The sequence below is a fragment of the Paenibacillus sp. EB106-06-01-XG199 genome, from assembly GCF_058791575.1.
Genome location: NZ_JBYTDQ010000004.1, coordinates 630,054 through 643,475, shown reverse-complemented (window position 1 = coordinate 643,475; position 13,422 = coordinate 630,054). Strand labels below are relative to the sequence as shown.

General features: G+C 52.1%; 14 protein-coding genes. 11 read left to right on the top strand and 3 right to left on the bottom strand.

All coding sequences use genetic code 11. The features are described 5' to 3' along the window. Positions 1-730: 730 nt before the first annotated feature. Both AC3WT9_RS17970 and AC3WT9_RS17965 read left to right on the top strand, forming a co-directional pair. Positions 731-1,591, top strand: coding sequence for an SDR family oxidoreductase (locus tag AC3WT9_RS17970; RefSeq protein ID WP_492407776.1), 861 nt, complete (start codon positions 731-733; stop codon positions 1,589-1,591). A gap of 13 nt (positions 1,592-1,604) precedes the next feature. Beyond that, on the top strand, positions 1,605-2,108 hold the full coding sequence (locus AC3WT9_RS17965; RefSeq protein WP_341377605.1) for a GNAT family N-acetyltransferase: 504 nt from the start codon (positions 1,605-1,607) through the stop codon (positions 2,106-2,108). A 42-nt stretch (positions 2,109-2,150) separates the two neighbouring features. Here AC3WT9_RS17965 and AC3WT9_RS17960 read toward each other — a convergent pair whose 3' ends face one another. Next, on the bottom strand, positions 2,151-2,495 hold the full coding sequence (locus AC3WT9_RS17960) for a winged helix-turn-helix transcriptional regulator (RefSeq protein ID WP_341090523.1): 345 nt from the start codon (positions 2,493-2,495) through the stop codon (positions 2,151-2,153). A 90-nt stretch (positions 2,496-2,585) separates the two neighbouring features. On the opposite strand from AC3WT9_RS17960, the gene AC3WT9_RS17955 reads away from it, so the two are divergent. The 8 genes from AC3WT9_RS17955 to AC3WT9_RS17920 all read left to right on the top strand — a co-directional run bounded on the left by AC3WT9_RS17955 (position 2,586) and on the right by AC3WT9_RS17920 (position 9,996). After that, positions 2,586-2,846, top strand: a complete 261-nt coding sequence (locus AC3WT9_RS17955) for a YqkE family protein (RefSeq protein ID WP_341090526.1) — start codon at positions 2,586-2,588, stop codon at positions 2,844-2,846. 529 nt (positions 2,847-3,375) lie between these two features. Continuing rightward, positions 3,376-4,827 (top strand): RtcB family protein, encoded by a 1,452-nt coding sequence (locus AC3WT9_RS17950; protein ID WP_341090528.1) that lies wholly within the window; start codon positions 3,376-3,378, stop codon positions 4,825-4,827. Between the two features lies 1 nt (position 4,828). Further along, the gene (locus AC3WT9_RS17945) at positions 4,829-6,115 is read left to right on the top strand and encodes an AAA family ATPase (protein ID WP_038587192.1); all 1,287 of its coding nucleotides are present in this window, start codon (positions 4,829-4,831) and stop codon (positions 6,113-6,115) included. Between the two features lie 270 nt (positions 6,116-6,385). After that, positions 6,386-6,889 (top strand): sigma-70 family RNA polymerase sigma factor, encoded by a 504-nt coding sequence (locus AC3WT9_RS17940; RefSeq protein ID WP_076112666.1) that lies wholly within the window; start codon positions 6,386-6,388, stop codon positions 6,887-6,889. Then, complete coding sequence (locus AC3WT9_RS17935; RefSeq protein ID WP_341377606.1) at positions 6,882-8,090, top strand: anti-sigma factor; 1,209 nt, start codon at positions 6,882-6,884, stop codon at positions 8,088-8,090. The genes AC3WT9_RS17940 and AC3WT9_RS17935 overlap by 8 nt, the downstream gene beginning before the upstream one ends. Positions 8,091-8,258: 168 nt before the next feature. Then, positions 8,259-8,765: a metallophosphoesterase family protein gene (locus AC3WT9_RS17930; RefSeq protein ID WP_076112664.1), complete on the top strand. Its 507-nt coding sequence runs from the start codon at positions 8,259-8,261 to the stop codon at positions 8,763-8,765. Between the two features lie 26 nt (positions 8,766-8,791). Next, entirely contained in the window at positions 8,792-9,271 is a 480-nt protein-coding gene (locus tag AC3WT9_RS17925; protein ID WP_445935380.1) for a GNAT family N-acetyltransferase, read from the top strand. Between the two features lie 14 nt (positions 9,272-9,285). Further along, positions 9,286-9,996, top strand: a complete 711-nt coding sequence (locus AC3WT9_RS17920; RefSeq protein WP_341090536.1) for an HAD family hydrolase — start codon at positions 9,286-9,288, stop codon at positions 9,994-9,996. Positions 9,997-10,121: 125 nt separating this feature from the next. Here AC3WT9_RS17920 and AC3WT9_RS17915 read toward each other — a convergent pair whose 3' ends face one another. Both AC3WT9_RS17915 and AC3WT9_RS17910 read right to left on the bottom strand, forming a co-directional pair. After that, complete coding sequence (locus AC3WT9_RS17915; protein ID WP_341377609.1) at positions 10,122-11,240, bottom strand: FAD:protein FMN transferase; 1,119 nt, start codon at positions 11,238-11,240, stop codon at positions 10,122-10,124. A gap of 205 nt (positions 11,241-11,445) precedes the next feature. Continuing rightward, on the bottom strand, positions 11,446-12,378 hold the full coding sequence (locus tag AC3WT9_RS17910) for a glycosyltransferase family 2 protein (RefSeq protein ID WP_340894262.1): 933 nt from the start codon (positions 12,376-12,378) through the stop codon (positions 11,446-11,448). Positions 12,379-12,615: 237 nt separating this feature from the next. Here AC3WT9_RS17910 and AC3WT9_RS17905 point away from each other — a divergent pair, with 237 nt between their 5' ends. Then, positions 12,616-13,338, top strand: coding sequence for a DsbA family oxidoreductase (locus AC3WT9_RS17905; protein WP_341377610.1), 723 nt, complete (start codon positions 12,616-12,618; stop codon positions 13,336-13,338). The last annotated feature ends 84 nt before the right edge of the window (positions 13,339-13,422 follow it).

Genomic DNA, 13,422 nt, shown 5'->3' with positions numbered 1-13,422 from the left:
TTGAGCATGCGATGTGTACCCCGCCAATCGTGAAACTTTGAGCATGTGATGGGTACCCCGCAAATCGTGTATCTTTGAGCATGCGATGTGTACCCCGCCAATCGTGAAACTTTGAGCATGCGTTGCGTACCCCACCAATCGTGTATCTTTGAGCATGCGATGTGTACCCCGCCAATTGTGTATCTTTGAGCATGCGATGCGTAACCCGCTAATCGTGTATCTTTGAGTACGCGTTGCGTACCCCGCCAATCGTATATCCCTGAGCATGTGTTTTGGTGCTGTTTCTGTTCGGCGGACTGTATGTTCTTTATTTGGTTCAAATCCAATGACCAGCACTCCACGCGGACTGCATAGCCCTTATTTGCCTGGAAAACGGGTTAGACTCCCCATTTTCAATGAGATAGCGGCGCTGGTGTCCGTTCGAAGAGTCAGGAGTCCTTATTGTACAGAATAATGTCTCCTGAGTCCGCGAGACAGTCCGAGCCGCTAGATGCTGATTGCCGGCTGATGTATCCTGTACTCCTTCGATTGACACCGTATCTTATTCAAATAATGATACAATTACAGGACTGAAGCAATCTGGACGAGCGATTCACACAGCTGAATAGTCATATGTACTGAAAGGCTTTTCTTGTGGACCTGATTTGATGTAACATAATCTTAAAACATATGCTGTGGAAAGGCCAGGCTGGCAGTTGTAATTGGCAGGTTGCTAGAGAGGGGATTGGCCATGAATGGAAAGACGGTGCTTGTAACCGGAGGCAACTCCGGGATGGGATTGGCAACGACGATTGAAATGGCCCGCCAGGGAGCAACGGTGGTGATGGCCTGCCGCAGCCGCAAGCGCGGGGAAGAGGCGCTTGCGGAAGCCAAGCGGGAGAGCGGATCTGACCATATCACGCTGATGTTATGCGATTTGGCTTCGTTTCAGAGCATACGCGGGTTTGCAGCGGAATTCAAGGCGAGCCACCCCATACTCGACGTATTGATTAACAATGCCGGTGTAGTGGCCGTTAGACGTGAGCTTACGGCGGACGGCTTCGAGCAGGACTTTGGCGTGAACCATTTGGGACACTTCTTGCTGACCCGTCTGCTGCTGGATCAGCTAAAGGCGGCAGAGCAAGGCAGGATCGTGGTCGTTGCTTCCGGGGCCTACAAGATCGGAAAGCTGTATTTGAACGATCATACTCTGTCGGGCGGTTTCAATCCGGCCAAGGCTTACGCGCGTTCCAAGCTGGCTAATATCCTTTTTACGAGAGAGCTGGCCAAGCGCCTGCAGGGCACGGAGGTTACGGTTAATGCCGTACATCCGGGTGCTGTGGGGACCAACATCGGGGTTAACCGGGAGACAGGCTTTGGCCGCTCGCTGCTCAAGCTGTTGTCCTATTTCTTCCTGACACCTGAGCAGGGGGCGGACACGGCTATCTATCTGGCGACGGCGCCGGAACTGCTGGGAGTGACCGGACAATATTATTACCGCCGAAAGATCAAAGAACTGTCACCGCGGACACTGAGTCAGGAAGATGCCGAGCGTTTGTGGCAGTGGAGCCTGCAACAGACCGGAGCAGATAAGGGCTTACACAACTTTTAGGAGGATACGAAGAATGGCTTGGCACAATTACAGCATTGAAGATGCAACACTAGAGGATTTAGGGGCAATTGTGGAGATTTATAATTCGACGGTAGCCGGACGGATGGTTACTGCCGACCTGGAGCCGGTTCGGGTGGAGGACCGCTTGCACTGGTTCCATGAGCATAACAGCCATCACCGCCCGCTGTGGGTACTGAAGCAGGGTGGCGAGGTTGCCGCCTGGTTCAGCTTCCAGTCGTTCTATGGCCGTCCCGCCTATAATGGAACCGCAGAAGTCAGTGTATATGTAAGCGGGAAGTTCCGCGGCAGCGGTGCCGGGAGTATCCTGCTGACCAAGGCACTGCAAGAATGCCCGCGCCTTGGTCTTCAGAATTTAGTTGGTTTTGTATTCGGCCACAACGAGCCCAGCCTGGCTCTGCTACGGAAATTTGGTTTTGAACAATGGGGACTGATGCCTGGAGTTGCTGAAATGGAGGGCATTCCACGCGATCTGGTCATTATCGGCCGCAAGCTGTAAGATACAGCTCACCGTTGTTTGTGCAGTATGAGGGGCCAACGCTTACTCTGGAGGCATTCCTTCAGGCCCGCAGCCTTCCGGTTCAATCCAGAATTCTGACCATTCCTGCAGGTCACGGATGACCGATTCCAGCGCCCGCCCTTTATCCGTCAAGGAGTATTGAATTCTTACGGGTGTCTCGGGAAATACTTCGCGGAGGACAATGCCTTCCAGCTCCAGTTCCTTAAGCCGTTCGGATAAAAGTCTGCCGCTAACGGGTAGAGAAGACTCGATAACACTGAAGCGCTGTGGTCCCTGAAGGAGCTGATAGATGATTAAGCCTGTCCAACGTCTGCCGATAATATCCATGCTTTTCTGTAACTTTGGACACAAATCTAGGGATTTCATAAGGCTCACCTCTTACTGAACATTATAAACGAAAAGACCAATAACTAAAACAAATTCGAACTACATGCAATGCCCGAAAGGATGAGCTACATGGCCAAAAAAAAGAAAATAACCCCTGCTCCACGTCCCGCTGCATCGGATGCTCCGGCAACACTCCGGGATCTCCTCAGCAGTGATGTGCTCGACAAGCTGAAGGCGCAGTCCGATGCGCTCAAAGCCGAGGAGAATGACAAGAAAGAGGTAGCCCGCAAAGCGGTAGAGGATCAGCGGAAAGCCGAGCAGAAGCGGCTGGAGAATGATTTTGCCCATTTGCTGGAGAACAGCAAACAGGATTGGCATAAATTCAAATAAAGAAATAACCTATGAAGAGGGCGCCTGAGAGGGTGTCTTCTTTTTTTGCGTGCAGGGGAAATAGTCCTTTTGATGTATTTTTTGCGCAGGGAACCGTAGAATTCAGTAGATTTTGCAGCTTTTTTTGCAGCCTGGAGGACAAGACTTCCAATATAAGGGTTGACAATCTGCAGCAGAGCCATATATTATTGGGTTTATCATTTAGAGAAGGGAGGCCGATGGGCCATGATTGGAACTATTGTACTGGAATTGTTGCCTTGCCACATTACAATCGCATATGAACCATCTGATCTCATCGCCTTCGTCCGGGAGACATGATGCGCCCTTGGCTCATCCTGTCGCATTCTTGCACATGGGTAAGCTTTAAATTATGTTAGGTAATTTTGAAGCAATGATTAGCTCTTCGGGAGCCGTGGATCAGAACTGATCTGCGGCTTTTTTTGCGTACCTGAAACACAGAAGATTTCACGAACGGACAAATAATTTAATTTAACTTATTAACGAACTTGAGAGGAATTGAAAATAACTTATGAATAGTAATTCACAACAAGCGGGCTTCGATGAGCCGCAATATAAACACCGGGTGGCTCTTCCGGGAGGCGACCTGAAGGTCTATGCCAGCGGGCAATTATTTGCCACATTGGACTATAAGGTCATGGAAATGGCGAACAACAACCTGCAAATCCCGAATATTGAATATATGAGCTATACACCGGATGTGCATGTAGGCGTCGGCACCTGCATCGGCACAACTGCGGTATGGGATGCGGCAGGAGGATATGTGTCGCCCTCTATCGTGGGCAGCGACATCGGCTGCGGAATGCGCGTGCATCTCACCAATCTGCACAAGGATGATCTGCGAGAGGTTAAGCTACGGAGAAAGCTGGTCCGCGCCATCGAGAAATATTTGCCGATGGAGGCGCAGCAGCGGGGCCATTACAGCGATATCCGGCTGGAGAATGTGGTTCGCAAGGGGCTGCACGGGCTGCCGAGCAAATATGTACCCGACAGCTACACTCCGAAGAAATCAAGCGCGCTTTCCCATGTGGAGATCAGCAAGCTGGCGTTTGATGAGGAGATCCTGAATGAGCTGCCCGATATGGCCTGGCACCGCGGACACCGTCAGTTGGGTACCCTTGGAGGAGGCAATCATTTCGTCGAGATTCAGGCGATAGAGATTGCGGAGGAACAGCGGGAGGTGGCGGAAGCCTGGGGGCTGCAGGACGGGCAGGTTGCCGTGATGATCCATTCCGGCTCACGGGCCTGGGGCGGCATGGTCAACCAGTTCTGCACCCCGGCCTTCGCCAAGGTGATGGGGCAGCTAGGACTTGGCAGCGCCGATCCGCGCCTGATCTTTGCCCCGCTGGAACATCCGCAAGGCCAGCGTTATGTTAATCTGATGTACTCCGCCTTGAACTACGCTGTCGTGAACCGGCATCTGATCGCCTACGGTGTCCGCGAAGCGTTCCGTGAGGTGTTCGGCACAAAATGTGAGCTGCGCACCCTGTATGACCTGATGCACAATTATGCCTGGAAGGAAGAGACCTCTTCGGGGACCAAATTTGTGCACCGTAAGGGGGCAACCCGTGCCTTGCCGGCTCAGCATCCGGACAATCCGCGGCCCTATGCCGCGACCGGTCACCCGGCGCTGATTCCCGGCTCAATGGGCACCGCCTCTTATATCATGGTTGGCCAGCCCGGAGGGGAAGAGAACTTTTATTCCATCTGCCACGGCGCAGGGCGGATCCGTTCACGCACGGCAACGAAACGGCTGGTGTCTGTTCATGAATTTTCCCAGTCACTAAAGGTAGGCAAAGAAGATGAGATTGTAGTAAACCAGCATTCCCTGGAATCTATCATTGACGAATCTCCCCAAGCCTATAAGAATGTAGATGAGATCATAGAAAGCGTTACGGGCGCCGGCCTGGCTGCCGTTGTGGCCAAGTGCAAGCCGCTCGCAGCGATAAAGGGGACCAAATAGGATGGAGCAGGAGTGCAAGAAACAGGCTGTGATTTACGAATATGATGGAGGCACGAGTGGCATGATCAAGGGGTACGACGTCTACGCCCGCCTAGTAGACGGTATCCTTGAAGCTCTTTATGCCCGCTATGGTGTCCGCTATGAGCTGTACGCCAGCGACGACCCCAACAGTGAGTATTGGAAGCTGCTGGAGAATGATGTGCAGTCCGGCAATCCCGGAGTAGAGCATGTGGCGCGGATATTTGACCGGCTGGAGGACCGTACCTTTGTCTACGACGATGACAAGGAGCAGCCGGAGTATAATATTCACCTGTCGATCCGTAACAATGTGCTGGCTTATCCTGCCATGGGCGTGGCGCTGGCACGGGTGCCCGTATTTCAGGAGAACGGTATCAACTTTCAGGATTTTGTATTTGCTGCCTCCGACGCGCAGCTGCAGGCTTTCCTAAGCAACGTGCGCACGCGGCAGCGGGAGCAAAATATCAATAAGGTGACGGTATTCACCGACCGGCGCAACGGTATTTTCCGGGAAGATGAGCCAATCACCCGTTCTGTCGGACGGGAGGAAGTGGTGCTGGATGTCGCGATCAAAAAGGAAATCTACCGCTCGCTCGACCAGTTTTTCGATTCGGACCGAAGCTTCTATGTGACCTATGACATCCCTTATAAACGGGGGATTCTGCTCTACGGGCATCCGGGCAACGGCAAGACGACGCTCGTCAAATCCATCGCCGGAAGTGTGCCCGGACCGGTGATCTATTGGCAGATCACTGAATATACAAGCAGCGAGTCGGTAGGCGAGGTGTTTGAAGCCGCAGCCCGGCTGGCACCGATGGTGCTGGTGATTGAGGACATCGACTCTATGCCGCAGGAGGTCAGATCCTTTTTCCTGAATACTTTGGACGGGGCGACCTCCAAGGAAGGCATCTTTCTGATCGGTACGACCAACTATCCTGAGAAGATAGATCCCGGGCTGATGAACCGCGCCGGACGTTTTGACCGGGCCTATGAGATCAAAATGCCGAATGAGGAGCTAAGGCTGGAGTACTTGCGGCTGCGCGGCTTCTCCACCTTTGCCGGTGATGAGGGAGTTGATCTGGCCGCACGCTTGACCGGAGATTTCTCCCTGACCCAGCTTGGCGAGCTGTATGTCAGTGCGGCACTGGAATGGCATGAGAACGGCAGAGCCGATGTGGAGGCACTTGTCCGCGGAATGCGCGGGGAGCTGGACAAAGGACGCAAGCGCGAATGGATGAAGGACGGCTCGTCCACGATTGGATTTTACTGATTTTATTTGGCAAAGAAGCCCGGGTCCTGGAGACACCGGGCTATCTTTTTGTATTTGAGTTTTATTATCTTGATTAGGGCGCCCGTCTGCCTGCCGAAAGATTGTACGCGGTATTTTTTGCATCGATGGGCCGGGTTTATCGTGATTGATTCATCTTGGATGAATATCTGATTGGCCTTTTGCTCCTCACCTGTTTAATCAGCAAAAAATATTATCCTGACCATGTAACTTTTTCCAATCTTATACGTGGTTAGAGTAAGGGGGGAGGGAATGAAGCCAAATTCGCTGGATGATCTTTATCAGAGTTATGTTCAGGATATTTACCGCTATTTGCGCTCCCTCTGTCATGATCACCATGTGGCCGAAGATTTAATGCAGGAGACTTTTTACCGGGCTTATCTGTACCTGGAGAATTGCCGTGAAGACACCATCAAGCCGTGGCTGTTCCGCGTTGCCTATAATGCTTTTGTGGATTACAAGCGGAAAGAGAGCCGGAGTGTCACCAAAGAAGCGGGTTATTTCAATGAGCTGGCCCATCCGGATACGACCGAAGGCACCCTGCTGCGGCAGGAACGTCTGGAAGAGATGGCCTTGTCTGTAGACAGCCTGCCGGAGGGGCAGCGCCACGCGCTGCTGTTGTACGATTTTCACGGAATGTCTTACAAGGAAGCGGCGGAGATCATGGATGTGGGGCTGTCTCAATATAAAATATTGTTATTCCGCGCCAGACAGCGGCTGCGGGAGGCAGAGCGGAGGAGGAGCAGGCATGAGTGAGGAGTTCAAGGAGAAGCTGCGGAAGTACAGCGAGGGGACGCTGCCGGAAGAGGAACGGACTGAACTGGAGCAAGAGCTGGAGAAGCTGGAGGCCTATCAGGTCTATGTAGATGAGCTGATGGAACGGGAAGACCACATGTCTGAACATCAGGAGGTAGTTCTCTCCAACGGCAAGAGCAAGGGTAAGGGAAAAAGCAAGAGGAAATCTGCGTCCGGCAGGGAAAAGGGCATTATCCGCCGCGGCAAATGGAGGGCGCGTATTGCCAATACATTTACTGTCCTAGCGGCATTCTTGGTATTTTCGACCATCAGCAGCATTATCACCGCAGTGTTCTATAGTACCGGCGACCGTGGAGACATTTACAGGGACGTTGTATCTTCTGCGATTGCCGTTTCCCGCCCGAATACGATTGTCCATTTGAGCAGCAACGCGAAGTTCTTTTTCAGAATGGAAATGTCAGGTAAGCTGCTGAAGCAAATTGGCGGGGAAACGGTGGATGTGGGAAGCTACTCCACTCCGTTTCTGCTGGGGCTGGGCGGTGTAGGCAAGTTCTCCTGGACGGATGAACGGAGTGGCGGGAATTATTACTTTCAATACCCGGAAACAGGGAAGAACTCAGGCAGTCTCCGCAGCGACGGGGAGGAGTGGCGGATGCTGGAGAAGCTTCACGAGGGCACCGTGGCTGAGGCTTATCTGTCTTTAGACCGGTTAAACACAACGGATGAGCTGCTGAAGAAGCTGGAGCCATTGAATCTGCAGCCTGTGTGGTTCGCTGCAGACGCCGGTCAATTCTCGCGTGAACGCTTTGCCGGTACGCCCCTTGGATTTCCTTATACACCGCTGTGGCATGCCGATGACATGAAGGTAACAAAGATCTCGGAGGAGAAAACCGGCTGGTTCAGCAAGGTGACTTCAAGCAGTTCGGCCTCTCCAGCTGTTGAATCCTACGGGGACGGCGCTTTGCGTGAGGAGAACTTCATGGATACCTTGCGGCTAATGCAGCAGCATAAAAAAATATCAAACAACGTAGCCCCATTCATTAATCTGGATGAATCCATAAGTTATCTCGCGGAGCACGGCGTTAAGCTGTATGGAGTTGTTGTTACGGGTCCGGTAAAGGAGCTGCTGAAGCTCGAGGAGAATACATGGATCAGCAATATCCGGGTAGGAGAAGTTCGGCTGTGGAACTGGCGGGAATAAGGAACCGAACTATTGAGGCAATCCTGCTTTTTGGACTCGATGGCTTAAGTGAAACCACCGGTTTACTTGCTTCTCCCACGCGCAAATCGTACAATTAGCAGAATATTAATGATTATGGCTGCTTGCGATACTTGCGCGGGCAATATGGGGATTAGGGAGCTGAAGCTGATGAAAATAGGAGTTGTATCGGATACGCATATGTCGCGGAACGCGAAGTCGCTGCCGCAGGCGCTTGTGGCGGAATTCCGCCATGTTGACCAGATTCTGCATCTCGGCGATTGGGTGGCGCTGGAGATCTATGAAATGCTGTCGCAGCTCGCGCCGGTCGAGGGAATTGCCGGCAATAATGATGGAGCCGAGATTATTCAGCGGTTCGGGGAGCGCAAGATCATTACGCTGGAAGGTGTGCGTATCGGGATGATCCACGGACATGCCCCGTATTCGCGCAAAGGTACGGACGGGAATGCACTGCTCGCTTTTGAAGGGGATGAAGTGGACTGCATTCTATTCGGTCATTCTCATCAGCCTTTGATGCGCAGGGAAAACGGCATTCTGCTGTTTAATCCCGGATCACCGACCGATAAGCGGCGGGAGAAGCAGTATTCATTCGGGCTGCTGGACATCGAAGACGGCATAATCAGTGCCCGGCATGTCTTCTATGACTCCAGGGACTAAGTAAGGAAATAAGAAAGGTTGGAATGATGATGCCGGAGTATCGTTTGGAACGTGCTGGCCTTGAAGACCTTGAACAGATAGCTCTGTTGTTTGATGAATATCGCGTGTATTATGGTCAGGTTTCCGATCTTCAAGGCGTCCAGTTTTTCCTGAAGGCCAGACTGGAGGCGGATGAGTCCGCAATTTGGATGGCTGTAACGGGGAACGGCGCTAATAAGCAGGCCGGAGGGTTTGCCCAGCTCTATCCATCCTTCTCCTCGGTGAGCATGCAGCGGCTCTGGATACTGAATGATCTGTATGTGGCCGCGGAGCTGCGCGGACAGGGTTTGGGCTCCTTACTGCTGGACGGTGCCCGGGAGTTCGCTTTGAGCACTGGAAGCAAAGGGCTGACCTTGACTACGATGACAGATAATACTACTGCGCAGCGTCTATACGTTGCGAAAGGCTATGTCCGGGATGATGAGTTCTACACTTATAATCTATTTTTGAATACCAAGCAGGAATAGTAAGGGGCGTTATTATGGATAACAGCAATAAACTGGCGGTTTTTTTTGATTTGGATGATACTTTGTACGATCATTTGGTGCCTTTCCGGGAAGCGGTACGCGAGGTTTTGGCCCCGGATGAGGACAGTCTGGACTATGCGGAGCTATTTTATAAAGTGAGGCATCACAGTGACCAGCTCTGGCCAAAGTATTTGCGGGGCGAGCTTGAGCTGGAGGAGACGCGGGTGCAGCGTCTGGAGCTGGCTTTTGCCGAATACGGGATGGACCTTAGCCGGGAGCAGGCAGCCCAAGTTCAGGCGTCCTACATTGGCCGGCAGTATTCCATTCAGTTCATAGACGGTGTAGAAGAGCAGCTGCGGCGGTTCATCGCTCTTGGGCACAAGGTTGGGATTATTACCAATGGCCCGAAGGCTCACCAGATGAGCAAGCTGCGCGGACTTGGCATCGACAAGCTGATTCCGGAAGAGATGATCTTCATCTCGGATGCCGTTGGGCTGGCCAAGCCGGACCCGGAGATCTTTGCCCATGTTAACCGCGTGAGCGGAACAACAGCGGAGAACTCGCTGTATGTCGGAGATACCTGGGACAATGATGTAGTTGGCGCGCTTGCAGCAGGCTGGAAAGTATGCTGGTACAATCCGCGCGGCAGACAGCCGGGAACCGGTCATAGCCCAAGCTTCACCTTTGCCAGTTACCAAGAATTCAGCGAGCTTCCGCTGATCTGAGGAGTAAGCGATACGGAATACGAATAAGCGGCGGAGCCTCAGCTCCGCCGCTTATTCGTTCTATGGTTCCGAAAGACAAGGGGGTATAGGCTTCGGATTATGAAAGCCCCTTATCTTCTTCTTAGTTACTCCGCAAAGCTATACGTTGGATCCGTGAGCTGTAGTCTCTCTCTAATGCCTGAAGTGGCATAGATTTTGTTGTCATCGGTAATGAAGAAGGCTTCCACGTCCTCCGGCAGAGCTTCAAGGTAGGCCATGCCTTCCTCAAGCCCCATCAGGAATACGCCGGTGGACAAGGCATCTGCATCCGTTGCGTTCGGGCTCATAATTGTAATACTCTTTAAGCCGTTCTGGGAAGGAAACCCTGTACGCGGGTCAAGTATATGGTGATAGCGGACATTATCCTGCATGAAGTAACGCTCATAAACGCCGGAAGCATCGATGACCTCATTGGAAATCTTGATAGTGCCCAGCTGTGTGCCGCGGGTCTTATCGGGGTCCTGCAGGCCGATGTTCCACTGCGATCCATTCGGCTTGTTGCCGAGGGCAATGATACTGCTGCCGCCAAGGTTGATCATCGCGCTGTCCAGACCCTGCTCCTTCAAATAATCGGCGATCCGGTCAGCAGCATAACCTTTGCCGATTCCGCCCATATCGAGCACCATGCCTTCTTTAGCCAGCATCACGGTCTTCGCTGCTTCATCTACAATAATATCCTTGTAATTGGTCAGGCTCTTGGCATGTTCGATATTTGCTTGCGGTGGAACCTGCTTACCGTCGTTGCCGATATCCCACAGATCCACCAGCGGCCCAATCGTCGGATCGAACAGCCCGTCCATCTCTTCGGCATATTTAATCGAAAGCTTGACGATGTCCAGAGTTTCGTCTGAGACAGTAACAGCTTCCTTACCTGCTGCCTGGTTGACCGCGTAGATTTCTCCATTTTCCTTAGTGCGGCTGAACTCTATATCCATCCGTTCCAGCATGGCCTGAATGTCGTCCATATTTTTCTGCTCGGCATGATCGCCGAAGACCTTAATGTTAACGACCGTATCATAAATGTAAAAAGTCTGCTCAAGGGATTTCGTTCCGCCTTGTTCCGAAACTTTTGCACCGCCTGAGGTATCGGAGGTACTGGCAGCGTCTTTATCCTTGTTACCTGTAAGCATCCAGATGCCGGCAACAGCAACGATAATGATGACGAGAGCGACCAGAATTAGCGTCGTTTTTTTGTTTTTAAACATATTCCACCATCCATAAAAGTAGTTTCTTGAACTCATCTTTACTATCATACCCCAGAAAGAATGGCAGTGGATACTACTTTCATGACATTTTGCGGATTAAGAAGACCGGAAGAAGCAGTCCGCAGAAACAGCAGAAACACCCGCTTCCCGAAAGGGCAGGCAGGTGTTTCTGCTGTTGTCCATTATGAAGTTTGTGTGGGGAGCGTTAGTCCAGCATATATTCGCTGTATTTATTCTTGCGGGGATTCAGTACAAAGAGGATGCCGCTGATATAGCCTGAAACCGCATTGAAGTTGCGCTTCAGAGTTGATTTGCCGGTCAGATAAGTCAGCGTCCACAGTAGGGCTGCGTAGTTCTTCACCGGGGCTTTGCGCAGATTGAGCAGGTAATAATGGTTCACCGCGGTTGCACGGGCGACGCGTCCCGCTTTATCACGGGAGCTTGGAGATTCATGATGGGTAATCTTCATATCCGGGTTGATTACAAGCTTGCCGTATTTGCTGGCCAGATGGCACATATAAATATCATCAGCCACGGCATAGCTGGTCATCCAGGGGTAAGGTTTCATATCCCTGAGCGCCTCACGTTTGAAAGACATATTGCAGCCGTGGAAGAAATCCGTTTCAAAGGTATCCTCCGTTTCTCCCCAGAGCAGCAGTGAGCCTGCCAGCGTGCTGGCCGACAGTCTGCCGGGCGAAGCCGACATTTGGCAGGTAAGCACGCCGAGCAGCTTGCCGGATTTGCTGCTGGAGAGGCCTTTGGCGATGCCGCCTACTCCGACAATCGCCGGATCGGCCGCATAGGTGTCCAGCATCCGGCGGATATACAGCGGATCATCCAGCTCGGCGTCATCATCGAAGCTGAGCACAATGTCTCCGTCGATCAGGTTCAGCGCTTCGTAACGGGAGAGCCAGACGCCAGGTTTGGTTTTGCGGTAATAACGCAGCTCAGCACTTGGCATCTGCGCCAGAACCTTGCGCAAATAGTCCAGGACATTCTCCTCAATATCGCCATCATCAACAATCAATAGCTCGATCGAGACGTCTTCCAGCTCTGTCTGCCTGCCGATGGATTCAATACACAGCGTAAGATCGCTGATCCGGTTGCGCGTGGGAATTACTATAGACACATCATGCATGCCGCTGGCTCCTTCTGGGACGCCTATCGTCCGCTAGTAATAGTAGTAATGAGGTAAAGCACCGAAAGTACGTGTTGATCTAATTTTACTCCCCGATAAGTAGGGCGTATATACCACTTTCGTTTACTTTTATTTAGCATTTGTGTTTTTTGGTTTTTAACTATATAATTGTAAGTGGCGTATTATTTGTTAATGGTAATACCAATGGATTCACAATCCCATTAGGAGGAATTTAATGTGAGAATAGATATATGGTCCGATTACGCCTGCCCGTTCTGTTATATCGGCAAAAGACGGCTTGAACACGCGCTGAGCCAATTTCCTGACCGCGACAAGGTGGAAGTGGTGTACCGCAGCTTTCAGCTGGATCCGAATGCCCGTGCAGATGCAAGCAGGGATATTCATGATCAGCTGGCCGCCAAATACGGCATGACCCGCGAGAAGGCCAAAGCGATGAACGAACAGCTGGCGGAGCAAGCCAGAGGTGTCGGTCTGGAGTTCAACTTCGATACGGTGGTGCATACCAATACCTTCGACAGCCACCGGTTGAGCCATTATGCCGCTGCTCAAGGAAAGGCAGCGGCAATGACCGAGCGGCTGCTGCGCGCTTATTTTACCGATACGGTTAATATTGGAGAGCGCAGTGTTCTGGTTTCGCTGGCGGGCGAGGTTGGACTGGACGCTGCCGAAACCGCAGCGATGCTGGAAAGCGATGCCTTTGCGGCTGAAGTGAATGAAGATATTGAAGAAGGGCAACGCCTGAACATTACCGGCGTCCCCTTCTTCGTCTTCAACAATAAATATGCGGTATCCGGTGCACAGCCCGGCCCGGTATTTTCCGAGGTGCTGGAGACAGTATGGGCGGAGGAGAAGACCGCTCCGGTACTGCAGGTTGTAGGCAAACCACAGTCACAGGCACCGGATGCCGAAGGCTGCGATGACGGTTCTTGCAGCATCTGATTGAGCGCGTTAGGGTCCATACCCCCATAGTTACCCGAATGCACAAAGAAACCTCTCCCTTGCGTGATCAAGGGAGAGGTTTCT

What these genes read in the sequence shown, in the direction of transcription:
- AC3WT9_RS17970 (WP_492407776.1), top strand. Translation starts at nt 731, where the DNA reads ATGAATGGAAAGACGGTGCTTGTAACCGGAGGCAACTCCGGGATGGGA.
- AC3WT9_RS17965 (WP_341377605.1), top strand. Translation starts at nt 1,605, where the DNA reads ATGGCTTGGCACAATTACAGCATTGAAGATGCAACACTAGAGGATTTA.
- AC3WT9_RS17960 (WP_341090523.1), bottom strand. Translation starts at nt 2,495, where the DNA reads ATGAAATCCCTAGATTTGTGTCCAAAGTTACAGAAAAGCATGGATATT.
- AC3WT9_RS17955 (WP_341090526.1), top strand. Translation starts at nt 2,586, where the DNA reads ATGGCCAAAAAAAAGAAAATAACCCCTGCTCCACGTCCCGCTGCATCG.
- AC3WT9_RS17950 (WP_341090528.1), top strand. Translation starts at nt 3,376, where the DNA reads ATGAATAGTAATTCACAACAAGCGGGCTTCGATGAGCCGCAATATAAA.
- AC3WT9_RS17945 (WP_038587192.1), top strand. Translation starts at nt 4,829, where the DNA reads ATGGAGCAGGAGTGCAAGAAACAGGCTGTGATTTACGAATATGATGGA.
- AC3WT9_RS17940 (WP_076112666.1), top strand. Translation starts at nt 6,386, where the DNA reads ATGAAGCCAAATTCGCTGGATGATCTTTATCAGAGTTATGTTCAGGAT.
- AC3WT9_RS17935 (WP_341377606.1), top strand. Translation starts at nt 6,882, where the DNA reads ATGAGTGAGGAGTTCAAGGAGAAGCTGCGGAAGTACAGCGAGGGGACG.
- AC3WT9_RS17930 (WP_076112664.1), top strand. Translation starts at nt 8,259, where the DNA reads ATGAAAATAGGAGTTGTATCGGATACGCATATGTCGCGGAACGCGAAG.
- AC3WT9_RS17925 (WP_445935380.1), top strand. Translation starts at nt 8,792, where the DNA reads ATGATGCCGGAGTATCGTTTGGAACGTGCTGGCCTTGAAGACCTTGAA.
- AC3WT9_RS17920 (WP_341090536.1), top strand. Translation starts at nt 9,286, where the DNA reads ATGGATAACAGCAATAAACTGGCGGTTTTTTTTGATTTGGATGATACT.
- AC3WT9_RS17915 (WP_341377609.1), bottom strand. Translation starts at nt 11,240, where the DNA reads ATGTTTAAAAACAAAAAAACGACGCTAATTCTGGTCGCTCTCGTCATC.
- AC3WT9_RS17910 (WP_340894262.1), bottom strand. Translation starts at nt 12,378, where the DNA reads ATGCATGATGTGTCTATAGTAATTCCCACGCGCAACCGGATCAGCGAT.